This is a genomic window from Caballeronia sp. PC1 (assembly GCF_021353155.1).
Taxonomy (GTDB): Bacteria; Pseudomonadota; Gammaproteobacteria; order Burkholderiales; family Burkholderiaceae; genus Caballeronia; species Caballeronia cordobensis.
Window position 1 is genome coordinate 1,011,059 of record NZ_JAJUBH010000002.1, and the last position, 22,770, is coordinate 1,033,828.

Below are 22,770 nucleotides of genomic sequence, written 5' to 3' on the forward strand. Positions count from 1 at the left end.
CTCAACCACCGCTTGACCGCCGATCAGCCACGTTTGTCGGAAAGCAGGAATCTTTGAGAACCTTCTCATGGGCAGGGCGCGCTAACGCTGGTGAAATGACAAGCTGTGCCGTAGCCGTGTGCGTCTTCTTCCGGCTGCTCCGTCCAGGCGCTCGCGCCATCAGATTCTCTTCTTCGCCATGTTCCGTTCGCACTCGATTCCGGGCGCTTTCGCGCTCGCCGCTTGTCTTTTGTCTTTTTTCGCTGTCAGCGCTCGACCGGTCCACGCCGTCGAGCCGCTGCCGGACGCGCGCATCTTGTCGAGCACGCCGTTCGACTTTCGCGCCGACCGTGAGATTTTCTCGCGCATGAATCCCGCGCCGTCCGATGCGGGCATCCTCAGACCGCCGCTACCGTTGCGCAGCGCGGACGAGCCGGCGCCGAAGCGCCAGTCGACAATCTGATTTCCGCACGATTTCGCGTTTTCGAATAACGCATAAATCGGCTGGCACTGGCGGCTTCGCGACACCATAATCCTTTCCGGACGACGTGTTTTATCGTTACGGAAAATCGCAATGAAACGCCTGTTGATTGCGAATATCGTGTTGATCTCGGCCGGTCTTGCCGGACCTTTCGCATCCGTATTCGCGGCTGGCGAAATATCCACGAATGCCGCGCCGAATATGCCGGACGGGGCGGCGGCGAAGAACGGCGATGTCGCGGAACTCGAACGTCTGATAGCGGGCCGGAAAGTCACTGAATTGCGCAAAACGTTGAATGGCAGTTTCGGCGCGAATCTTTCGTATTTTCCCGAGCAGATGATTTACTACGCCGCGCTCTTTCAGCAGAACGCGATCTGGCGCGTGGTCAAAACGCAAAATGACGTACGCGCTGAGGCGATTTATTCCGACTTCGCCAAAATGTCCGTGACGCTTGCTGACGCGGAAATCAGGCGCATCAAACTCGAAGCCGAAAAAGCCTATGCCGACCGGCAGATCGCGGTTCAGCAGGAGCGCGCCAACCGGCTTCAGGCGGACCTGGATATCGCCCGTGCGCAGCAAGGCCAGGTAACGAATTATCAGCAGGAGCAACAGAACGCGGTCCGTGAACTGCGCACGGAGCAGGCGGCCGCGCAGGCGCAGCTTCGCGCTTTGCAGTTGCGCGTGCAGGAACTGCAAAAACAGGCCGACGGCGATTTTCCCGTTCCGGCCAAATAGGCGCTTCGTCATGCATTCGGCGGGCGCATTAATTTGGGAGTTGTCCGCTTAAGCCGCGAAAGTGCCCGCGCTACAATCGCGCGGCTTTTTGGATAGCTTCATCGATCGATGCACCTATCCGAGATCGATTCACCTACTTTGCCTGCTTCTTTTCAGAGAGCAATCGGGCTTGGAAATGAGGCACGCATTAAGCGGCTTCGCGCTTTGGAGTTGACCCGTATGAACATCAAGATGCTCACGAAAACTTTCGCCGTCAGTATTATGGCGGCCGCCGTCCTTGCGGGCTGTTCCACGACCACGGGACCGGCTTTCAATATCCAGGAAATTCAAACGTCGAATGGTCAAAAGGCGTATCGCGCCGAGTGCTACGGTGTTTTCGAGAAGGGAAGCGCGTGCATGACCGCCGCTCAGAAAATGTGCGGCGACAAGAACGTTGCAGTCCTCCAGACCATTGCAGGAACGAATACGCCGACCGATCCGCGTAACGTGACCTTCACGTGCGGAATGCCGCCGCAGGCCGCTCCGGCGCAAGTGCCGCCCCCCGCACCTGCCCCCGCACCCGCGCCGGCGCCCGCGCCGGCACCGCGCAAGGTCGTACTCGACGACAAGACGAACTTCGCGTTCGACAGCGCGGAGTTGACACCCAAGGCCAAGGCGATTCTCGACACGCTCGTCGCGGAAACGCAGGGCGCGACGCTCGCTTCGGTGTCCGTTCAGGGCTTCACGGATGCGATCGGCTCGGCATCGTATAACGTTGCGCTGTCCGAGCGTCGCGCGCAGGCTGTGCTCGACTATCTGAAGAACCGCGGGCTGAAAGCCGACCGATTTGCGCTGAAAGGCTATGGGAAGTCGAATCCGGTCGCATCGAACGCAACGACTGAAGGCCGCGCGGAAAATCGCCGTGTTGAAGTGACGCTCGCGCCGTAACCCTCGCAGCGCCGCATCGACGCAAAAGCCCGCAAACCAGACGGTTTGCGGGCTTTTGCGTTTCCGGGCCGAGTGCGACCGGCGCTCAGAAAAGCGCGAGTTGCTCGCGCCCCGGCCCGCCCTCCAGCGTGAGCAAATGCCGCTTGCGCTCCACGCCGCCGGCATAGCCGGTCAGTTCTCCATCGACGCCGATCACGCGATGACACGGCACGATGATCGCCACGGGATTTCGCCCGTTCGCGCCGCCGACGGCCCGCGATGCGCCCGCGGGCAAGCCGAGCCGGCGCGCGAGATCGCCGTAGGTCCAGGCGTCGCCGAAAGGGATTTGCCGCAGCGCGTTCCACACCTGCTGCTGAAACGCCGTGCCGCCGAGCCGCAGCGCGATCGAAAATTCCGTGCGCGCGCCCGCGAAATATTCGTCGATCTGCTCGCGCGCTTCGAGGATCACGCGCGAGCGCGGCGGCGCATCGGACAGCGTCGGCTCGGGCAGACCATCGGGAAAATGCTTCTGGCCGACGAAAAACAGCCCCGTCAGACAGCCATCTTCCGCGCGATAGAGAATGTGCCCGAGCGGGCTCGGGCCGACATGGGATTCGATCACTTCATTTCTCCGCGCGGCCAATACGTCGCAATCATTGTACGGCGCGTCAGATGAACGGATTGTCGGCGGTGCCGGACGGCGCGCTCGGCTCGTTGGGCAGCTTCGCGGGCAGCGAGGCATCGCCTTGCAAGGCTTCGACGATGGCGCCGAGCGCCTTGTGCAGCGCGAGCGCGTTCGCGAGACCGGCCTTGTCGCGCGTGATCGTCAGATCGCCGCTGATCGACAGGCGCTTCACGCCATTCTCGATATTGATCGCGTCGCCCGCGATGTTCATCACGTCCGTGTCGTTGGCAAATGGTTTAAACACCTCGCAGTCCTCCAATTCGTTTGTCCTTCAGTCCGTCCGGTATGCCCGGAAACGAGAGCCCGCTCATGGTCTCGAGCTCGCGCACGGTTTTCATCGTGTACGTGTTCGTCGGCGTGTTTTCGACGACAACCGCGAACGCGATGCCGCGCTGCGGCAAGTAGACGACCTTGTAAAGTTGCGTCGGCACGAACACGCGCGATTCGCCGATCGTCTGCAACTCGCGTCCCGAAAAAAGCGGCCCGGTGACGACATAGGCTTCGCCCGATTCTTCCGTCAGCCTGCGCACCGCTTCCTCGATGCGCGACCAGATGCGCCGGTTGTTGGACGGGTCTTGCGGCACGATGTTCGCGAGCGAGAACGATTCGGCCATGCCTTGTCTGCTCGCGCGATCGCCCGCGGGACTCATGTGACCGCGGTCGTAGCCGCTTCGCTTGTAATCGGAAAGCTGCGCGCTTTCGTCGGGCGGCAGGCGCTTGTCGACGAAAAAGCGATTGGTGCGCGTGTTGTTCTTCGCGTCATCGACGCTTTGCGAGGTCAGATGCTCCGCCGACCAGAGCGGCCCTTTCGTGATGCCGGAGTGAAGCAGCGCGAAGTCGGAGTAGCAGATTTCCTGCGTCGACGCGCGCATCTTCGAATTGACGACGACCGGCGCGCGGCCGTTCGGGCTGAACTGCGGACAATCGCTCGCGAATGCACCGGTACACACAAGACCGATGAGCGCGGCGGCGAATGCCCTGATGCGAAATTGCATGCGTTGGAATCCGGGCTGAATGTGATACATGAAAACCGTGCGCCGCATGGGATCCTTGCGTGGCGCCGGAGGCCGCAAAGTATAAGCGCTCATCGGCGCGCCTGGCGCGTGAGGCACGCGAACGCGCGTGAAATACAGGCGCGCTAGAATGCCCCGGCCCGAAATCAATTCGACAACGCGAATGAACTCAACGCGCAGCAAGTCCGTCTTTCGATTTTCGATGTCGTGTCTCGCGATGCTTTTCGCCTTGCACGCGCACGCCGACGAACCCGCGCCGCCGCCGGGCAATGACGGCCCCGCCTATGGCCCCGAGTTGCAGGGCTTCGATTATCCGTATCCGGTCGCGCGCTTTTCGCTCACGTCGCAGCGTCAGGTGGTGCGCATGGCCTATATGGACGTGCATCCGCCGCATCCGAACGGCCGCACTGCCGTGCTCCTGCATGGCAAGAACTTCTGTTCGGCGACATGGAAGCAGACCATCGAAACCTTGAGCGACGCGGGCTATCGCGTAATCGCGCCGGATCAGATCGGTTTTTGCAAATCGACCAAGCCCGAGCGCTATCAGTACAGCTTTCAGCAGCTCGCGCGCAACACGCACGCGTTGCTCGCGGCGCTCGGCGTTTCGCGCGCGACGCTCGTCGCGCATTCGACGGGCGGCATGCTCGCGGTGCGTTACGCGCTGATGTATCCGCGCGAGACCGAGCAGCTCGTGCTCGTCAATCCGATCGGGCTCGAAGACTGGAAGGCGAAGGGCGTGCCGCCGATTTCCATCGACGACTGGTATGCGCGCGAGCTGAAGACCAGCGCCGACGGCATCCGCCGCTATGAGACGAGCACGTATTACTCGGGCCAGTGGCGCGCCGATTACGAGCCGTGGGTGCAGATGCTCGCGGGCATGTATCGCGGGCCGGGCAAGGATATCGTCGCGTGGAATTCGGCGTTGATCTACGACATGATTTACACCCAGCCCGTCGTCTACGAATTCGACCATCTCAGAACCCCGACCTTGCTCCTCATCGGCGACAAGGACACGACCGCGATCGGCAAGGACTTCGCGCCGCCGGAAATCCGTCCGACGCTCGGGCGTTATCCCGATCTCGCGAAGCTGGCGAAGGAGCGCATCGAGGGGGCGAAGCTCGTCGAGTTTCCGGAGCTTGGCCATGCGCCGCAGATGCAGGACCCGGCGGCGTTTCATAAAGCGTTGCTGGAGGGACTCGCCGCGTCGAAACCTCTATCGAACTGACCGCGCGCACACCGCGCGCTCGATCGCGGGCAACTGAACAGCCAGCGTGATGCCGCGCGCCACCATGAAAACGGTGAGCGCGAGCCACAGCCCGTGATTGCCGAGCGATCCGGCGAGCGCCCACGCGGCAAGCAGAAAGATCGTGAGCGACACGGCCATCGCCTTCATCAGTTCGTGCGTGCGCGTCGCGCCGATGAACACGCCGTCCAGTTGGAAACCCGCGACGGACGCAAGCGGCAGAATCGCGGCCCACGGCAGAAAGCGCAGCGCCTCATGCTGCACGACGGCCTGATCCGTCAGCGCGCCGATGATCCACCCGCCGCTCAAGGCGAAGACGATCGAAAAGCCCGCCGCGCCGATCGCCGACCACAGCATCGTCACTTTCACGGCCTGACGGAATGCATCGCGGTCGCGTGCGCCGGCGGCGGCCCCGACGAGCGCCTCGGCGGCGTGCGCGAAGCCGTCGAGCCCATAGGACATGAAGGTCTGGAAGTTGAGCAGAAGGGCGTTCGCGGCGAGGATCGCATCCCCCTGACGCGCGCCGAGATGCGCGAACCAGCCGTACGAACCGAGCAGGCAGATCGTGCGGATGAAGATGTCGCGGTTGATCGCGACGAGCCGGCGCATCGCGTGGGCGTCGAAAAGCGCGCGCGGCGCGAGCGGCGCGAGGCCGCGCGGACGCAGCCGCCAGAGAATCGCGAGGCCGAGCGCGAAACCGCAGAAATCCGCGAAGGCCGTCGCCGCGCCGATGCCCCCGATACCCCAGCCGAAGCGATACACGAAGAGCAGCACCGCGACGATGTTCACCAGATTGATGAAAATCTGCGTGACGAGCGCGAGCCGCACGCGCTGGCAGCCCAGCAGGTAGCCCAGCACGACGTAATTGCCCAGCGCGAAGGGCGCGGCCCAGATGCGCGCGTGGCAATACGCGCTCGCGGTGTCCTGCACGGCCGCGCTGCCGCCGAGCGCCAGCAGCGCAAAGCGGATGATCGGCACCTGCAGCGCCAGCACGGCCGCGCCGATCGCCAGCGCGAGCAGCAAGGCGCGCAGCACGCTCGCGCGCAACGCGTCGTCGTCGCGCGCGCCGAACGCCTGCGCGACGAGTCCCGTCGTGCCCATGCGCAAGAAGCCGAAGCCCCAGAACACGAAGCTGAACACGAGCCCGCCGAGCGCGACGCCGCCCAGGTACTGCGGCCCGTCGAGATGGCCGGCGACGGCAGTATCGACCGCGCCGAGAATCGGCTGCGTGAGATTGGCGAGTACGATCGGAAACGCGAGCGTCAGCACGCGCTTGTGCCAGTGCAGGGGCACCGCTTTCATCGGATTGTGCGGGATGGTTGGGTAAGACAAGCGCGTCATTGTCCAGACCGGACGCGCGGCGCGCAACATCGCGTGTGCGTCGATAATGCGCGTCATGAAAACATTCGCGCTCTATATCGTCACGGCCATCGCCGAAATCGCGGGCTGCTATTTTCCCTATCGATGGCTCAAGGAGGGCGGCTCGCCGTGGCTCGTCGTGCCCGGCGCGCTGTCGCTCGCGCTCTTCGCGTGGCTCCTGACGCTGCACGACACCGCCGCGGGGCGCATCTACGCGGCGTACGGCGGCGTGTATATCGGCGTGGCGATCGCCTGGCTGTGGGCCGTCGACCGCATCCGGCCGACGGCGTGGGATCTCGCGGGCGCGGCGATCGCGCTCGTCGGCATGGGCGTGATTGCGTTTCAGCCGCGCGTCTGAGGCGCGGCCTGCGTCACGCTTCGAGCGCGAGCAGCGCGAAGGTCGCGAGCCAATGCTCGCCCATGTAATCGCCCGCGACGTGCGCGAGCCCCGCAGCCAGATGCTCGCCGGCGCTGGTTTCGAGCACGGCGATGCGCGCATCGCCCGGCGGCAGCGCGCGTGCGATCGTCCGCTGGCACCACGCGCGGCTCAGGTTCAGGCCGTCGAGATGCGCGAGCTTGCCGTCGCTGCGGTCGGTGACGGTTGCGGGCGTGAAAAGCGTCGCCGGCTCGCGCGCCGCGATGCGCGGCAAAAAGCGGTCGAACCAGCCGACGAAGCGGTCGCCCGGCAGAACGTGGCGCATCAGCACCGCTTCCATCAGCGACGGCGACAGGAACTCGTCGCCCGCCGGCTCCCACGCCTGGCACGCCTCGTCCTGTTCGAACCAGCGCAGGGCCGTGTCGCTCAGCAGGCGCTCGAACTCCGCATGGCGCGTGATGCGCGCATAGCCGATCGCCAGCGTCAGCGCGAACGCCATGTTGAAGTGCGTCCCGACACGCAGCGGATACGTCGCTTTCGGCAGAAATTCCTCGAAACGCGCGACGAATTCATCGGCGAGCGGCTGGAGCGTGCGAGCCCAGCGCGCGCCGTCGTCGGACTGCATCGAGCGAAGCTGGCCCGCGAGCGCGAGCAGCCACGCCCAGCCGTACGGCCGTTCGAAACCGCGCGCGGCCGGACGCCGCAGATAGGCGACCTCGGCCTCCACGTTCGCGGCGGTGAAATGCTCGTCGATCACCGCGCGGATGCGTTGCGCCTCCGGCAAGCCGGGAAAGCGGTCGAAGAGGCGCGCGATCAGCCAGTAGCCATGCACGCAGGAATGCCAGTCGAAGCTGCCGTAAAAGATCGGATGCAGCGCCCGCGGGCCTTGCACATCAGCCTCACCGGCCATGACGTGATCGAGCTTGTTCGGATATTCGCGCGTCAGGTGGCCGAGCGCGACCTGCGCGAACTTCGACGCGAGCGCGGCGTCGAGCGTGATCGGTTGATGCGGATTCATGCGGTCCTCGTCGATGCGATTCGTGATTCCGAGACTTTAACGATAAATAGTGTGAAATCTAGTCTAAGGGTAATTACTAGATGCACGCGAAACCGGTGCGGCCGCACGCCTGCAAAACGGCAGCGAAATGCTTTCATGACAAGCCTGAGCGCGCGCCGCACGCCATCGGCGGAAAACAGAGGACAGAAAATTGCGCACGCCACGGTCGCGCGCCCTTCGCCGAACCGTCGTATAAACTTGCGCCCGAACGCCGCCAAGAGCGCCCGCGCCGGGGTCACGAGCCCCGGCAAACGCCACCCAGACAGTGACCAAGAGCCAGAAACAACATGACCGACATTCACGCTTATACCCCCGAGGACACCCGGCGTCGCGTTTTCGCGATCGTCGGCGCCTCGTCGGGCAACCTCGTCGAGTGGTTCGACTTCTATATCTACTCGTTCCTCGCGCTGTATTTCTCCGCGGCGTTCTTCCCGGGCGGCGATCCGACCGTGCAGCTTCTGAACACCGCGGGCGTGTTCGCGGCGGGCTTTCTGATGCGCCCGATCGGCGGCTGGCTCTTCGGCCGCATCGCGGACAAGCACGGCCGCCGCAACGCGATGATGATCTCCGTCCTGATGATGTGCGGCGGCTCGCTCGTGATCACCTTCCTGCCGACTTACGCGAGCATCGGTGCGTGGGCGCCGTTTCTGCTCTTGATCGCGCGCCTGTTCCAGGGTTTGTCGGTGGGCGGCGAATACGGCACGAGCGCGACCTATATGAGTGAAGTCGCGCTGCGCGGCCGGCGCGGGTTTTTCGCGTCGTTCCAGTACGTGACGCTGATCGGCGGGCAGCTTGCCGCGCTTCTCGTGCTCGTGATCCTGCAACTGTTTCTCTCGACGGAAGAGTTGAAGGCGTGGGGCTGGCGTGTGCCGTTTTTCATCGGCGCGTGTGCGGCGCTGGTTTCGCTGTATCTGCGCCGATCGCTCGACGAAACCTCGACCGCCGAAACGCGTCATCGCAAGGAGGCGGGCACGCTCAAGGGCCTGCTGCAGCACAAGGGCGCGTTCATGACCGTGGTCGGCTTCACGGCGGGCGGCTCGCTCATTTTCTACACGTTCACGACCTACATGCAGAAGTACCTGGTCAACACGGCCGGCATGCATGCGAAGACCGCCAGCAACGTGATGACCGCCGCGCTCTTCGTCTACATGCTGCTGCAGCCGCTCTTCGGCGCGTTGTCGGACCGTATCGGGCGCCGTGCGTCGATGCTCTGGTTCGGCGGCCTGGCGACGATTTGCACCGTGCCGCTCCTGCATGCGCTGTCCACCGTGACGAGCCCGGTCATGGCGTTCGTGCTGGTGGTCGTGGCGCTCGCCATCGTGAGCTTCTATACGTCGATCAGCGGTCTCATCAAGGCGGAAATGTTCCCGCCGGAAGTGCGCGCGCTGGGCGTCGGCCTGTCGTATGCGGTCGCCAACGCGGTGTTCGGCGGCTCGGCGGAATTCGTCGCGCTGAAGCTGAAGTCGCTCGGCAGCGAATCCACGTTTTTCTGGTACGTGACCCTGATGTGCGCGATTTCGCTCATTGTTTCCTGGCGGATGCTCGATCCCAGCAAGGAAGGCTATCTGCGCAACGAGCCCTGAGGGGCCGGCGGCGAGCGGAACGGCGGCGGCACGGCCGTCGTCCGCATCGCTTGCCGATGAAGGTAGTATGGTGTTTTATGCGGTATGTAGACGACGCGCCGGCGACGGCGCACGGTCATAACGAGCAAATGCGGGAACCGGATATGCATGCGCGCGCAGCCGCCGCGCGCAACGCCGATGTGCACCTTCGGGCGCGTCGGTCTGCCTGGAGCCTGTTCATGGAAGATTTCGACGAAACGCTGTTCCTTGTCTGGCGCGCCAACCTGAACGTCCTGGTCGGGTCGCCGGGAGGCGCTGGGCGCCTCGCGCGCATGATGAACTTCTCGCCGACGTTCATGAAGCTCATCGTCGCGGGTCAGCGCGATTTCAATGAGGAGTTCGTGCGCGGCATCGAGCTCGTGACGGGCCTGCCGCCGCACTGGATGGACGAACGCCGCGCGAGCGACGAAGTCCCGCCCGACGTGCAGCGCGCGATCGACGAAGAGACGCCGATGGCCGTGTTCCGCGGCACGGCGCATCCCGCGCCGAAGCGCCCGGTGTTGCGCGGCCCGGAGCCGCTGCTTTCGCAGACCGAGGCGACGCGCCGTGTCGCCGATATCGCCCAGCAAAACGCCGAAGCGAACCGTCGCGACTTGCTTTTCCGCAAGAATCGCGAACTGCTGTCGCAGGATTTGCGCCGCCTGGAGCGCCAGCTCGGGCTGCTGCAGGTCGACGGAATGCAGCCGAAGGTCGATGAACTGATCGCCTCGGATCGCATGAGCGAAGCGGCAAAGGCCGATCTGACCGGCCGTCTCGAACAGATCGACAAACACGTCAAGCTGTTGCATCAGCATGTCGAGAAGCTGGTGGCGCTGCTCTCGACCCCGGACGAGCCCGAACTGGGCGAGTGATTATTTCTTCTTGCCGTCTTTCGGGGTGTCCGGTTCCGGATGCACCGCAATCGGATCGCTCGCCGGAAAGGTCTCTTCGAGCGCCTCGTCGAGCAAATCCTCTTCGTTCGCGGCGCGCGGCCGGTCTTCCTTCGAACGTTGATCCTGGCTGGCTTTCTTCATGGTGCGCTCCGCGATGCGAAGTCATCGACAATTCAATATAGCAGCCTCGCGAAACCCGCGCAGTCAGCCCTCACGGCGATAGTCGGCGGGGCGCACGCCCGTCCACTTCCGGAAGGCGCGCCGGAACGCGCTCGGTTCCGCGAAGCCGAGCGCGTCGGAAATTTGCGGGATCGTGTCCTGCGTGTGCGCGAGACGCGCGATCGCGAGGTCGCGCCGCAGCGCATCCTTGATCGACTGGTACGTCAGCCCTTCTTGTTTCAGACGTCGCCGCAGCGTGGCTTCCGCCATATGCAGCGCGGCCGCGAGATTGTCGGCTTCGGGCCAGTCCGTCGGCGCGGTCTGCTTCAGGCGCGCCTTGATGCGCGCCGCGAGCGAATCCGGATTGCGGTATTTCACGATGAAATTCGCCGGCGCGTCGCGCAGGAAGCGTCTGAGCGTTGCGGCCGACTGCACGACCGGCAGCGCCGCGCAGTCGGCCGGCAGATCGACGAACGAGCGCGGCGCGTCAAAGCGCAGGTCGTCGCAGAACATGAGGCGGTATTCGTCGCTCGCCTGCGGTTCAGGGCAGCGCAAGTGCGCCGCGAGCACCGGAATGCGCCGCCCGACCAGCCAGCACAACAGCCTGTACACGAGGATGAAGCCCGTCGCGTAGGCGAACATCGTTTTAGGCGCGGCTTTGTCGTCGAGCCAGATGCGCACGCGCGTTTCGTCGATGTCGGGCGTGAAAGTGAGTTCATCGAGCACGAGGCGCATGAAGCCGGCGATGCGCCCGAGCGCCTGCGCGCCGTCGCGCGCGGACAGCGCCGCGTGGCACAGAAGCACGAAGCTGCCGCGGCGCATCGGATGCGGGTCCTGACCGAAGAATTCGTCGTCGAGCGCGTCGGCGGTGGCGTTCCACAGCTTGCCGTATTGCACCGGCGACACGCGCGCACGCGGCGAATCCAGCGTTGCCGGCGCGATGCCCGCGGCGGCCAGCAGACCTTCACGCGCGACGCCGCGCGCCTCGGCGCAGCGCAGCGCCGCTTCGACGAGGCTGACCGAGATCGAGTCGCGCTCGATGTTGCGTCCGGGAGTTGGGGTTGTCACTAGGTGGCCAAAGCGCTCAGTTAGCGTGATCGTTTTGGGCATCGGCTAATGTCCGGCGATTGCCTAGACTCGTGCGCAGACGGCCCATCCGCCCGTCTGACGGCGGCGAGCCAGTGTATCCGATCGATGCCTCGCAACAGCCGCCACCATTCCATCACCCGATAATCGAAACATGATCGACGCTTTCCTCACCGAAGAGCAGCGCATGATCCGCGACGCGGCTCGCCAGTTCGCCACCGAAGTGCTCGCGCCCAACGCGGGCCAGTGGGACAAGGACGGCGCCATTCCCGACGCCGTCGTGAAGCAGCTCGGCGAACTCGGCCTGCTCGGCATGATCGTGCCCGCGGAACTCGGCGGCACCTTCAGCGATTACACCGCCTACGCGCTCGCGATGGAAGAAATCGCCGCCGGCTGCGCGTCCTGCGCGACGCTGATGAGCGTGCACAACTCCGTCGGCTGCGGCCCGATTCTCGCGTACGGCACCGATGCGCAGAAGGCGGAATGGCTGCCGAAGCTCGCGAGCGGCGAGATCATCGGCGCGTTTTGCCTGACGGAGCCGCAGGCGGGCTCCGAGGCGAACAACCTGCGCGTGCGCGCCGTCGAAAAAGACGGCAAGTGGGTGCTTTCGGGCAGCAAGCAGTTCGTCACCAACGGCAGGCGCGCGGGCGTCGCGATCGTCTTCGCCGTCACCGATCCCGAACTGGGCAAGCGCGGCATCTCGGCGTTCATCGTGCCGACGGATACGCCCGGCTTCAACGTCGGCGCGCCGGAGCACAAGCTGGGCATCCGCGCATCGGATACCTGCCCGATCAACTTCGACGATTGCGCGATTCCGGCCGCGAATCTGCTCGGCCAGCGCGGCGAAGGGCTGAAGATCGCGTTGTCGAATCTCGAAGGCGGGCGCATCGGCATCGCGGCGCAGGCGCTCGGCATCGCGCGCGCGGCTTTCGACGCGGCACGCGCGTATGCCAAAGACCGCGTGCAGTTCGGCAAGGCGATCCGGGAACATCAGTCGGTCGCGAACATGCTCGCCGACATGCAGACGCAGATCAACGCCGCGCGCCTCTTGATTCATCACGCGGCGCGCATGCGCACGGAAGGCGTGCCGTGCCTGTCGGAGGCGTCGCAGGCGAAGCTGTACGCATCCGAAATGGCCGAGCGCGTGTGTTCCGATGCAATCCAGATCCACGGCGGCTACGGCTATCTGCAGGACTATCCGGTGGAGCGTCACTATCGGGATGCGCGCATCACGCAGATTTACGAGGGCACGAGCGAAGTGCAACGGATGGTGATCGCGCGCAACGTCTAAAACCTATAAACGGAGACGCAATGAATCGAGCACAGGCATTCATCGAAGCACGAGATTTTCTCTTTGCGCATCGCACCGATTACGACACGGCGTATCGCGAGTTCGAGTGGCCCGTGCTCGATCGCTTCAACTGGGCGCTCGATTACTTCGATCCGATGGCGCGCGGCAACGATGCCACCGCGCTGCATATCGTCAATGAAAGCGGCGGCGAAACGCGACTTTCGTTCGCGCAGATGAGCGAGCGTTCCGCGCGCGTGGCGAATCATTTGCGCGGCCTGAACGTCGGGCGCGGCGAACGCATTCTGCTGATGCTGCCGAACCGCGTCGAGCTATGGGAAACGATGCTCGCCGCGATGAAGCTCGGCGCGATCGTCCTGCCCGCCACGACGCAGCTCGCGAGCGCGGACTTGCGCGATCGCATCGCGCTGGGCGGCGTGCAGCATGTGATCGTCGATGCGGCGGAAACGAAGAAGTTCGACGGCATCGACGTGCCCGGTTTGCGCATTGCGGTGGGCGGCGCGAAGGACGGCTGGCTCGCCTACGAAGCCGCTTACGATGCAGCGCCGGATTTTCGTCCGGATGCCGAAACGAACGCCAACGATCCGTATCTGCTGTACTTCACCTCGGGCACGACGTCGAAGCCGAAGCTCGTCGCGCATACGCATCAAAGCTATCCGGTCGGTCATTTGTCGACGATGTACTGGATCGGCCTGCAGCCCGGCGACGTGCACTGGAACATCAGCTCGCCCGGCTGGGCGAAGCACGCGTGGAGCTGCTTCTTCGCGCCGTGGAATGCGCAGGCGTGCGTGTTCATCTACAACTTCAGCCGCTTCGACGCGGCGCGCACGCTCGATGCGCTCGTTGAGCACGACGTCACCACGCTCTGCGCGCCGCCGACCGTGTGGCGCATGCTGGTGCAGGAGCCGCTTGCTTCGTATGCGGTGAAGCTGCGCGAGATCGTCGGCGCGGGCGAGCCGCTCAATCCGGAGATCATCGAGCGCGTGCAGGCCGCGTGGGGCTTGTCGATCCGCGATGGCTACGGACAGACCGAGACCACCGCGCAGATCGCCAACACGCCGGGCCAGCGGCTCGTGCCAGGCTCGATGGGCCGCCCGTTGCCGGGTTATCGTGTGGCGCTGCTCGATCCGGACGGCGCGCACGCCGAGGAAGGCGAGATCGCGCTCGAACTGAATCCGCCGCCGCTCGGCCTGATGACCGGTTACGCCGGCAACGCGAAAGCCACCGAAAACGCGATGCGCGGCGGCTTCTATCGCACGTCCGACGTGGCGGCGCGCGGCGCGGACGGCTATTTCATCTACGTGGGCCGGGCGGACGACGTGTTCAAGTCGTCGGATTACCGGCTGAGTCCTTTCGAGCTTGAAAGCGTGCTGATCGAGCACGAGGCGATTGCGGAGGCTGCGGTCGTGCCGAGTCCCGATCCGCTGCGCCTGTCGGTGCCGAAGGCGTTCGTCACGCTGCGTCACGGCTATGCCATCGGACCGGAACTCGCGAAAAGCGTGTTCGCGTTCTCGCGCGAGCGGCTCGCGCCGTACAAGCGCATCCGCCGGCTGGAATTCGCCGAACTGCCGAAGACGATCTCCGGCAAGATCCGCCGCGTCGATTTGCGCAGGCAGGAAGCGGCGCGCGCGGAAGCGGGCGCGCGAGGCGAGTTCGAGTTCTGGGAAGAGGATTTTCCGGAGCTGCGTCAGAGCAGCAAGGCGGATTGAGCGCATGAGCACGCAAGCACTGTTGCGCGACACGCCCGAGGTCGCGTTCGAGATCGTCAATCGGGTGGCGATCATCACGCTCGACCGGCCGCAGGCGTTGAACGCGCTGTCGCACGACATGATCGCGCTGCTCGCCGAGCGTTTCGCGACCTGCGCCGAGGACGATGCCATTCTTGCGGTCGTTCTACGCGGCAGCGGCGACAAGGCATTTTGCGCGGGCGGCGACGTGCGCAAGCTGTATCACGCCGCGCGCAACGATCCGCATCACGCGACGCCGTGGCTGAAGTTTTTCATCGACGAATACCGGCTCGATTACACGATTCATCGTTTCTCGAAGCCGGTCATCGCGCTGATGGACGGCATCGTGATGGGCGGCGGCATGGGCCTCGCGCAGGGCGCCGCCTTGCGCATCGCGACCGAGCGAACGCGCATGGCGATGCCCGAAACGCGTATTGGCCTGTTGCCCGATGTCGGCGCGACGCACTTCCTGCGCGTGCTGCCGCGCGATCTCGCGCTGTATGTCGGCCTGACCGGCGCGACGCTGTCGGGCGCGGATGCGAAGCGCATCGGGCTCGCGGACGAATGCGTGCCGTCCACCTGGCTGCGCGGTTTCATCGAGCGTCTCGAAACGCTGCGCTGGAACGATGCGCAAGATGCAATGACGCAGTTGAAGCGCGTGTTCGTGCCGGGCGCGAATATCGAGCGCCACGCGCCGCTCGACGACATCCGCACGCAGATCAGGCGGCACTTCGTGCCGTGCGCGACGGGCGGCGCGGAGCGCATCGCGGCGTCGCTCGCGGCCGATGCGGACGACGAATGGTCGCGCGCGACGCTCGCCACGCTCGCAAGCCACTCGCCGACCATGCTCGAAGTGACGTATCACGCGCTCCTGCGCGGCCGGCAGATGTCCCTTGCGGATTGCTTTCGCATGGAGCTGGGCGTCGTGTACCGCGCGATCGACGACGGCGATTTCGTCGAAGGCGTGCGCGCGCTCATCATCGACAAGGATCGGCAGCCTCGTTTCGCGCCGACGACGCTCGCGCAGGTGCGCGCCGAGCGCGTGCAGCACTTTCTCTCATCGCCGTGGCGTAAAGAGATGCATCCGCTCGGGGATCTGTGCGCATAATCTCCAGACGCAATTCGCAAGCAAATGTTTCCGCGGCGAACTGCGTGAATGTCCGATGAGTCGAAGCTGGCTTTATCGATCATCGGACAATTCGAGAGGGGAACCACTATGCCGATCCGTCATTCACATCGCGCGCTTTTGTCGGCGGGCATCGCCATCGCGCTGATCGCACCGGCCGCGTCTTACGCGCAGATCAATCTTCAGCAATTCGGCTTCGGCAGCGATAAGTCCGAAGCCGCCGCCGGCGCGAACGGCGCGGCGCAGCCTTCGGCGCTATCGTCGCTCGTGCAGAACTATCTCGGCGCGAACCAGCAAGTGCTCTCGGGGCAATCGAGCCTTGCTTCCGCGATGGGCATGTCGAGCGTCGCGAGCCAGGCGCAATCGGCGGCGGGCTTGCTGCAGGGCGCTTCGGGCGGAAGCGGCGTGCCGAGCGCGAGCGTGCTGTCGCAACTCGGCGGCACGCAGCAGAGCGTCTCGCAATCGTTGATGCAGGCGTTCGCGGGCGGCTCGACCGCGCCGGCCACCGCAACCAGTAAGAAGACTTTCACCGATGGCCTCGCGTCGCTCGGGCAAGGCGTCAAGCAGTACGCCGGCCTGCAATCGGATCTCGGCTCGGTGTCGAATTCGATGAACATGTCGTCGCTGCTGCAGGCGGGATCGAACCCGGCGACGGCGCAGGCCGCGACCTATATCGCGCAGTCTGCGCCGGGACAGTTGCAGTCGCTCGTGCAGACGCTCACGCAGGCGGTGCAATACGCGAAGACCAACGGCATTTCCGTTCCGTCGATCGCAACGTCGGCGTTGACCGGCACGAAGTGATGCCGCGCGGCGAACGCGCGCGCAAAACGAAAGCGGCGTGGCTCAAACTGAGCCACGCCGCTTTTTTGCGTGCGGGTGTTGCGTTTAGCGGCCGGTCGCCTGGCGCATCGCGAGACGCCTCAGCACGGGCAGCGCCTGCTGCCTGCGCGCCTTGGGCGACAACGGCGGGAGATAGGAGATATCGGCGATGTCGGTGAACTGCGAGTGCGGGTCCGGATCGAGCACTTCCAGCGCGGGCGGCTCGACGGGCTCGGCGTCGACATGCTCCGGTTCATCCACTGTCAGGCCGAGGGAGTGACGCACATCCACGCCGCGAATATGCACCGTATAACCGGCATCGGCCAATAAGCGTTCACGCGATTTCCAGTATTCGCGCGCGGACGCAGGCATGGCATGCATCGACACATATTCGATCACGATCTCATAGCCGCGAACCTTCGGATAATTCAGCAATAACTTGCCCGAACGAACATAAGAAATGTAGCGGTCGATTTTCTTCGTGAGCAAATCCTGATGCTCCCGTTCATCGCGCCAGTCGAGCTCGTCGAAGAGCCCGACATAAACGCGCCTGAAGAGAATGTTCACTCCGATGTAGTCGATCGCGTCCACGTCGCGCACAGACATGGTCAATCCCCTGCGCCCTCAGTCGGGCAAATATCAATGGACGCATTGTAATGGATGTTCACGGCCGGATTATCGTGAAACACCGTGTTTAATGGGACAAAATCTCAATTTAATAAGAATCCTAATCCGGCAATTAAGCGCAATCTGATTGCTGCAAACAATTTCGACAAAACGACAATCTATTCATCAATCACGTGCGTCTGCGCGATGCATCCGCGAGATCCCCGGCGGACGCGGCTTTGGCGACGTCCTCGCTCGGCATCGCTTCGACATGCGCCAGCGGCGGCTGCTCGTTGATCCACGCGTTCAGGATCGTCGACGTGACCGCGAGAATGACAGGACCGATGAACAATCCGACTATTCCGAACGCGAACATGCCGCCGAGCACGCCGGAAAGAATCAGCAGCATCGACAGATTCACGCCGCGCTTGATGAGAATCGGCCGCAGGAAATTGTCGAGCATCGCGATCATGATGGACCACACGAGCAGCAGCGATCCCGCGATGTTGTGGTCGTGCCAGAAGAGCCATGCGACCCCGCCGAGCAGCGGCAGCAGCGGGCCGATCTGCGCGAGACACAGCATCAGCATGACGGCCGTGATGATGCCCGCCGCCGGCACGCCCGCGAGCGCGAGCCCGATGCCGCCGAGCGCCGACTGCGTCACCGCCGTCACGACGATGCCGAGCGCCACCGCGCGGATCGCGAGGCCGGCGAGCTTCACGGCTTCCGCGCCGCGCAGCGTGGCGATGCGCGTCGCGAAGCGCACGACGAAGCGTCCCGCCGCCTCGCCGTTCATATACAGAATGCCGGAGATGATGACCGTGATCACCATGTGCATCACGAACACGCCGACGACGGCCGCATGCGAAAGCATCCAGCGCGCGACGATCGTCACGTACGGCTCCAGCTTCGCGAGCAGGCCGCCGGGGCCCGCATCGGACAGCATCTGCCATTCTTTCGAAACGCGCGCGCCGGCGAGCGGCACGTCATGCACCCATCCCGGCGGCGGCGGCAGCGCGTAGCTCGGCAGGCTTTTCACGGCGGCCATGATTTCACCGCCATGTTCCGCGAGCGTCGAGATCGCCGAATAGAGCGGCAGCACGATGACGACCAGAAGCACGAGCAGCATCACGGTCGTCGCGATCCAGCGGCGGTTGCCGCAGCGGCGCTGCACGGCGAGCATGAGCGGCCAGGTCGCCACGACGATCGTCGTCGCCCAGATGAGACCGGGCAGGAACGGGCGCAGCACATAGAGGCTGCCGACCGTGAGCGCGGTCAGGATCGTGATGACGAGCAGAATGCGGGCGATATCCACCGGCTGGCGGGGACTCGGGGGATTAGGATTCGGCTGCCCGATGGGTGGAATTGGCATGATGCGTCCGGATGAAAGTGAGAGCCGATGCCGCGCGAAGAAAAAACGCAAAGCGATGGCGCGCATCGGGCGATGGACAAGGGATAAGCGAAAGGCCGCGATCCGGCAAGGGCGCAATCATAACGGCATCCAATCCATACTACTAAAAATCGCGTGGTGCATCGAACCCGAGCCTTCGATGTCTGCTGGAAATACGTTATTAAATTGCCTATTCTTTTTTGGGCGCAGAAGAGAGCAGGCATGTTCCGCCGCGCGTCCCGAGGACGATACAAGAACGATTTGGGAGACTGTCATGGCCGGTTTTTCCCGCACTTCGCTCGTTCCTTTCATTGTCGCCATCGGTGCTTTCGGGATCGTGACATCGCCCGGAGTCCTGGCCGCCGACGAAATCCAGAACGCCAACACGACTCAAGCCTCGCCGGTTCCATCGGCGTTGCGGCCGGTCTCGCAGCAGCAACTCGACGGCGCCGCGGGCGACAGCGCTTCGTGGCTGCATTCGAACGGCTCGTATGCCGAGACGCGCTTCGCGCCCGCGACGCAGATCAACACGTCGAACGTGGCGAAGCTCAAACCGGCGTTCATCTTCCAGACGGCGGTGATGGAGTCGATGGAAACCGCGCCGATTATCTCGAACGGCGTCATGTTCCTCACCACGTCGTACAACCACGTCTATGCGATCGACGCGGTCACGGGCAAGGAGTTCTGGCATTACAAGCACAAGATGGGGCCGGTTACGACCTTCTGCTGCGGACCGAACAACCGCGGCGTCGCGATTGCGGGCAACCGGCTCTTCATGGGCACGCTCGATTCGAAGCTCGTCGCGCTCGATGCGAAGACCGGCGGCGAGCTCTGGTCGACGCAGATCGCCGATCCCGAGCTCGGCTATTCGGAGACGATGGCGCCGGTCGTCGTCGAAGACAAGGTGCTTATCGGCACGAACGGCGGCGAGTACGGCATACGCGGCTTCGTGAAGGCGTTCGATGCGAACTCCGGCCAGTTGCTGTGGACTTTCTACACGATCCCCGACACGGGCAGCGAAGGCGTGTGGGCCGAGAACGACGCCGTGGGCCGCAACATGAAGCGCGACATCGCCGCGGAGAAAAAGACGCTCGCGGACAAGGGCACGGAGTTCACGAAGACGCTCGGCGGCGGCGTGTGGATGGCACCCGCGATCGATCGTCAGACGCGCACGGTGTATTTCGTGGTGGGCAATCCGTCGCCCGATCTGTATGGCGCGATTCGCCCCGGCGACAATCTCTACACCGATTCGCTCGTCGCGGTCGATCTCGATAGCGGCAAGTACAAGTGGCACTATCAGTACATCGCGCACGACGTGTGGGATCTCGACGCGGCCAGCCCGCCGATTCTCATCGACGTGAAAGACCGGAACGGGCAGATGATTCCCGGCATCATCCACGGCGGGAAGACGGGCTTCGTCTACGTGCACGATCGCCGCGACGGCAAACTGATCCGCGTCTCCGAAGCGATGATTCCGCAGGAAGGCGTATGGACCTTGCCGACGCCCAACGGCGCGCGCATGCTGCCGGGCGCGAACGGCGGCGTCGAATGGTCGCCGATGGCCTTCAGCCCGAAGACGCGCCTCGCTTACGCGGCGAACCTGCATCAGCCGATGACGTATCAGGTCGAGGAAGCGGCGTATCCCGGCGGCAAGATCTGGCTCGGCGGCGCCTTCAAGGTGATTCCCTCGGAGCAGCAGTGGGGCCGGCTCGTCGCGGTGAATGTCGATACGGGCAAGATCGCGTGGGGCTTCAAGACGGAGCAGCCGCTCATCGGCGGCGTGCTCGCGACCGCGGGCGGGCTCGTGTTCAACGGCGAGGGCAACGGGCTCTTTCGCGCCTTCGACGCGGCGACGGGCCGCAAGCTCTGGGAGTTCCAGTGCGGCGCGGGGGTGAATGCGCCGGCGGTGTCGTACACCGTGAACGGCAAGCAGTACATCGCGGTCGCCGCGGGCGGCAACACGCAGCTCGACTTCAAGCGCGGCAACAGTGTGCTCGTGTTCGCGCTGCCTTGATGATGACGCGTTCGAAACGTAAGCGTGTCTGGCTGGTGTACGCGCTGTGGCTCGCCGCGTGCCTGCTGCTGTCGCTGCCGTCGTTCTCGCGCGCGGCGGGCGACGTCGCGGCGAAGGCCGCCATCTGCACGACGTGTCACGGGCTCGGCGGCAACTCGACGACGGGCGACTATCCGTCGCTCGCGGGGCAGACTTCGCGCTATCTCTATCTGCAACTGCGCGACTTCAAGGCGGGCCGCCGCAGCGATCCGCGCATGTCGCCGATGGTCGAAAACCTCACGCCCGACGACATGCACGCGCTCGCGGATTACTTCGCCGCGCAGAAACCCATCGCCACCGATTTCAAGGCGGACCCGGTCAAGGTCGAAGCGGGCCGAAAGAAGTCGGAGGAGATTCTCTGCACGATGTGCCATCTCGGCGGCTTCACCGGGCAGAACGAGATTCCGCGCGTCGCGGGGCAGCAGTATCCGTATATCGTCAAGCAGTTGCAGGACTTCCGCGACAGGAAGCGCACGAACGACGCGGGCAACATGACGAGCGTATCGAAGAACCTGACCGACGCGGATATCCAGAATCTCGCGAACTACATCGCGAATCTGCAATGAGGGCGCTCGTTTTCTCGATGATGCTGGTTTGCGCGCTCGCCCACGCCGAGCAGGACGCCTACGCGCTCAACGAACGCTTGCTCGCCGCCACGAGGGAAGGCGATCAGGCGGCCGTCACGCGTCTGCTCGACGAAGGCGCGGCCATCGATTCACGCAACCGCATCGGCGACACGCCGCTCATCAGCGCGTGCAAGAAGGGCTCGACGCCGATGGCGCGCATGCTGATCGAGCGCGGCGCGAACGTGAGCCAGGCGGACGTGCAAGGCATCACGCCGCTGATGGCCGCCGCGTTCGACGGCAACGACGAAATCGCCGCGCTTCTGATCGCGCATCGCGCCGATGTGATGGCGACCGACCGCGTCGGCAAGACGGCGATCGAGTATGCGGCCGGGCGCGGGCACACGGCCGTCGTGCAGCGTCTGCTCGATGCGGGCGTCGACGTGAACGCGGCGTATCGCAATCACCTCACGGCGCTGATGTGGGCGGCGGGCTACGATCGCGAGGAAACGGCGTCGATGCTGCTCGCCCGCGGCGCGCGACGCGATCTGCGCGACGACCGCGGCATGACGGCGAAGGACATCGCCGAGCAGACCGGCTCGACGCATGTCGCGGCGTTGCTGTCGAGCGGCTAGGCCTGGGCAAAGGCGTCGATGCCCTCGACGAGACGCTGCGCGAGACGCGGCTGGCGCAACTGCTCGATCCACCATTGCAGCGCGCGGCCTTCGTGGTCGCCGCGCCACGCGACGTACAGCACGTTCGGCTCGCGCGGATCGGCGGTTTCCTTTTCGACGAGTTCGCCACGCGCGAGCAGGGTTTGCACGCGATGCCGCGGCACCCAGCCCGTGCCGAGCCCTTGCCGCTGCGCGAGGATTTTCGCGCGCATCGTCGGCACCGCGAGCGCGGCCTGTCCGCCGAGCACGCCGTAAGCGCGTCCCGCCGAACGCGACGAATCCGCGACGACCACCGCCCGATGCGCCGCGATCTGCTCGCGCCTGAGCGGCTCGTTCAACTTCGCGAGCGGATGGCGCGGCGAGACCGCGAACGTCCATTGCATCACGCCGAGCTCGAACCAGCGCAGGCCGGGAATCGCCGGCGGCTCGTTGGTCGCGCCGACGATCAGGTCCGCGCGGCCGTCGCGCAAGGCTTCCCAGGTGCCGGAGAGCACTTCGTGCGTGAGGCGCAGCGCCACGCCGGAATCGAGCCCATCGAACGCCTGCACGACCGGCAGCAGCGTCTCGAATTCGAGGATTTCATCGCAGACGATCCATAGCCGGTCTTCCCAGCCGCTCGCGATCTGCTTCACGCGTTGCGCAAGCCGCGATACGTCGAGCATGAGGCGCGCGGCTTCGTCGGCGAGCAGATGGCCGGCGGGCGTCAGTTGCAGGCGATAGCGCCGCCGGTCGAACAGCAGCGCATCGAAGCGCGTTTCGAGCTGCCGCGCGGCATGGGAAACCGTCGAGGGCGCCTTGCCGAGCCGCGCCGCCGCGCGCGACAGGCTGCCGGTTTCGCGGATCGCGTCGAGCAGCGAGAGTTCTTCCTCCGACAACATGTTCGGCTCCATCGAACGATTTCATCGGGACGATCGTACGGCAAGCGGCATG

General features: G+C 64.6%; 24 protein-coding genes. 13 read left to right on the plus strand and 11 right to left on the minus strand.

What is annotated here, in order from left to right; genetic code table 11:
• Positions 1–159: 159 nt before the first annotated feature.
• A complete protein-coding gene (locus tag LY284_RS20635) occupies positions 160–645 on the minus strand; it encodes a hypothetical protein (protein WP_233387800.1) in 486 nt (161 codons plus the stop codon).
• A 16-nt stretch (positions 646–661) separates the two neighbouring features.
• Here LY284_RS20635 and LY284_RS20640 point away from each other — a divergent pair, with 16 nt between their 5' ends.
• Entirely contained in the window at positions 662–1,195 is a 534-nt protein-coding gene (locus LY284_RS20640; RefSeq protein WP_233387801.1) for a DUF2968 domain-containing protein, read from the plus strand.
• A gap of 219 nt (positions 1,196–1,414) precedes the next feature.
• Positions 1,415–2,122 carry an OmpA family protein gene (locus tag LY284_RS20645; RefSeq protein WP_233387802.1) on the plus strand — a complete coding sequence of 236 codons (708 nt, stop codon included), beginning with the start codon at positions 1,415–1,417 and terminating at the stop codon, positions 2,120–2,122.
• A gap of 85 nt (positions 2,123–2,207) precedes the next feature.
• Here LY284_RS20645 and LY284_RS20650 read toward each other — a convergent pair whose 3' ends face one another.
• The 3 genes from LY284_RS20650 to LY284_RS20660 are packed head-to-tail and all read right to left on the minus strand — an operon-like array spanning position 2,208 to position 3,781.
• Complete coding sequence (locus tag LY284_RS20650) at positions 2,208–2,723, minus strand: methylated-DNA--[protein]-cysteine S-methyltransferase (RefSeq protein WP_053569344.1); 516 nt, start codon at positions 2,721–2,723, stop codon at positions 2,208–2,210.
• A gap of 46 nt (positions 2,724–2,769) precedes the next feature.
• On the minus strand, positions 2,770–3,030 hold the full coding sequence (locus LY284_RS20655) for a hypothetical protein (protein ID WP_233387803.1): 261 nt from the start codon (positions 3,028–3,030) through the stop codon (positions 2,770–2,772).
• Positions 3,023–3,781: a DNA/RNA non-specific endonuclease gene (locus LY284_RS20660; RefSeq protein WP_085952664.1), complete on the minus strand. Its 759-nt coding sequence runs from the start codon at positions 3,779–3,781 to the stop codon at positions 3,023–3,025. Before LY284_RS20660 ends, LY284_RS20655 begins: the two co-directional genes overlap by 8 nt.
• Before the next feature lie 235 nt (positions 3,782–4,016).
• Here LY284_RS20660 and LY284_RS20665 point away from each other — a divergent pair, with 235 nt between their 5' ends.
• Positions 4,017–5,024 carry an alpha/beta fold hydrolase gene (locus LY284_RS20665; protein ID WP_233388403.1) on the plus strand — a complete coding sequence of 336 codons (1,008 nt, stop codon included), beginning with the start codon at positions 4,017–4,019 and terminating at the stop codon, positions 5,022–5,024.
• Here the strand turns inward: LY284_RS20665 and LY284_RS20670 are convergent.
• On the minus strand, positions 5,013–6,344 hold the full coding sequence (locus LY284_RS20670) for an MATE family efflux transporter (RefSeq protein WP_233388405.1): 1,332 nt from the start codon (positions 6,342–6,344) through the stop codon (positions 5,013–5,015). The genes LY284_RS20665 and LY284_RS20670 overlap by 12 nt on opposite strands.
• A 94-nt stretch (positions 6,345–6,438) precedes the next feature.
• Between LY284_RS20670 and LY284_RS20675 the strand changes: the two genes are divergently transcribed.
• A complete protein-coding gene (locus LY284_RS20675) occupies positions 6,439–6,759 on the plus strand; it encodes a YnfA family protein (protein ID WP_041732251.1) in 321 nt (106 codons plus the stop codon).
• A gap of 13 nt (positions 6,760–6,772) precedes the next feature.
• On the opposite strand, the gene LY284_RS20680 is transcribed toward LY284_RS20675, so the two are convergent.
• Positions 6,773–7,795, minus strand: a complete 1,023-nt coding sequence (locus LY284_RS20680) for a DUF2891 domain-containing protein (RefSeq protein WP_233387804.1) — start codon at positions 7,793–7,795, stop codon at positions 6,773–6,775.
• Positions 7,796–8,121: 326 nt separating this feature from the next.
• On the opposite strand from LY284_RS20680, the gene LY284_RS20685 reads away from it, so the two are divergent.
• Both LY284_RS20685 and LY284_RS20690 read left to right on the plus strand, forming a co-directional pair.
• A complete protein-coding gene (locus LY284_RS20685) occupies positions 8,122–9,417 on the plus strand; it encodes an MFS family transporter (RefSeq protein WP_045454988.1) in 1,296 nt (431 codons plus the stop codon).
• Positions 9,418–9,635: 218 nt separating this feature from the next.
• Positions 9,636–10,307, plus strand: coding sequence for a hypothetical protein (locus LY284_RS20690; protein ID WP_041732249.1), 672 nt, complete (start codon positions 9,636–9,638; stop codon positions 10,305–10,307).
• Here the strand turns inward: LY284_RS20690 and LY284_RS20695 are convergent, their stop codons facing one another.
• Together LY284_RS20695 and LY284_RS20700 are read right to left on the minus strand one after the other, a co-directional pair.
• Positions 10,308–10,469, minus strand: coding sequence for a hypothetical protein (locus tag LY284_RS20695; protein WP_175582514.1), 162 nt, complete (start codon positions 10,467–10,469; stop codon positions 10,308–10,310).
• A gap of 63 nt (positions 10,470–10,532) precedes the next feature.
• Entirely contained in the window at positions 10,533–11,555 is a 1,023-nt protein-coding gene (locus LY284_RS20700) for an AraC family transcriptional regulator (RefSeq protein ID WP_233387805.1), read from the minus strand.
• A gap of 175 nt (positions 11,556–11,730) precedes the next feature.
• Between LY284_RS20700 and LY284_RS20705 the strand changes: the two genes are divergently transcribed.
• The 4 genes from LY284_RS20705 (at position 11,731) to LY284_RS20720 (ending at position 16,536) form a co-directional block, all read left to right on the plus strand.
• A complete protein-coding gene (locus tag LY284_RS20705) occupies positions 11,731–12,864 on the plus strand; it encodes an acyl-CoA dehydrogenase family protein (protein ID WP_233388407.1) in 1,134 nt (377 codons plus the stop codon).
• 20 nt (positions 12,865–12,884) lie between these two features.
• On the plus strand, positions 12,885–14,591 hold the full coding sequence (locus LY284_RS20710) for an AMP-binding protein (RefSeq protein WP_233387806.1): 1,707 nt from the start codon (positions 12,885–12,887) through the stop codon (positions 14,589–14,591).
• A 4-nt stretch (positions 14,592–14,595) separates the two neighbouring features.
• A complete protein-coding gene (locus LY284_RS20715; protein ID WP_233387807.1) occupies positions 14,596–15,717 on the plus strand; it encodes an enoyl-CoA hydratase/isomerase family protein in 1,122 nt (373 codons plus the stop codon).
• A gap of 108 nt (positions 15,718–15,825) precedes the next feature.
• The gene (locus tag LY284_RS20720; RefSeq protein WP_053569338.1) at positions 15,826–16,536 is read left to right on the plus strand and encodes a hypothetical protein; all 711 of its coding nucleotides are present in this window, start codon (positions 15,826–15,828) and stop codon (positions 16,534–16,536) included.
• Positions 16,537–16,620: 84 nt separating this feature from the next.
• Here the strand turns inward: LY284_RS20720 and LY284_RS20725 are convergent, their stop codons facing one another.
• Positions 16,621–17,160 (minus strand): DUF6572 domain-containing protein, encoded by a 540-nt coding sequence (locus LY284_RS20725; RefSeq protein ID WP_233387808.1) that lies wholly within the window; start codon positions 17,158–17,160, stop codon positions 16,621–16,623.
• Positions 17,161–17,350: 190 nt separating this feature from the next.
• Positions 17,351–18,532 (minus strand): AI-2E family transporter YdiK, encoded by a 1,182-nt coding sequence (gene ydiK, locus LY284_RS20730; protein WP_233387809.1) that lies wholly within the window; start codon positions 18,530–18,532, stop codon positions 17,351–17,353.
• Positions 18,533–18,824: 292 nt separating this feature from the next.
• On the opposite strand from ydiK, the gene LY284_RS20735 reads away from it, so the two are divergent.
• The 3 genes from LY284_RS20735 to LY284_RS20745 are packed head-to-tail and all read left to right on the plus strand — an operon-like array spanning position 18,825 to position 21,801.
• Positions 18,825–20,564 (plus strand): PQQ-binding-like beta-propeller repeat protein, encoded by a 1,740-nt coding sequence (locus tag LY284_RS20735; RefSeq protein WP_077158863.1) that lies wholly within the window; start codon positions 18,825–18,827, stop codon positions 20,562–20,564.
• On the plus strand, positions 20,564–21,169 hold the full coding sequence (locus tag LY284_RS20740; RefSeq protein WP_041731848.1) for a cytochrome c: 606 nt from the start codon (positions 20,564–20,566) through the stop codon (positions 21,167–21,169). Before LY284_RS20735 ends, LY284_RS20740 begins: the two co-directional genes overlap by 1 nt.
• On the plus strand, positions 21,166–21,801 hold the full coding sequence (locus LY284_RS20745) for an ankyrin repeat domain-containing protein (protein ID WP_233387810.1): 636 nt from the start codon (positions 21,166–21,168) through the stop codon (positions 21,799–21,801). Before LY284_RS20740 ends, LY284_RS20745 begins: the two co-directional genes overlap by 4 nt.
• On the opposite strand, the gene LY284_RS20750 is transcribed toward LY284_RS20745, so the two are convergent.
• The gene (locus tag LY284_RS20750) at positions 21,798–22,718 is read right to left on the minus strand and encodes a LysR family transcriptional regulator (protein WP_045455862.1); all 921 of its coding nucleotides are present in this window, start codon (positions 22,716–22,718) and stop codon (positions 21,798–21,800) included. The genes LY284_RS20745 and LY284_RS20750 overlap by 4 nt on opposite strands.
• Between the last annotated feature and the right edge of the window lie 52 nt (positions 22,719–22,770).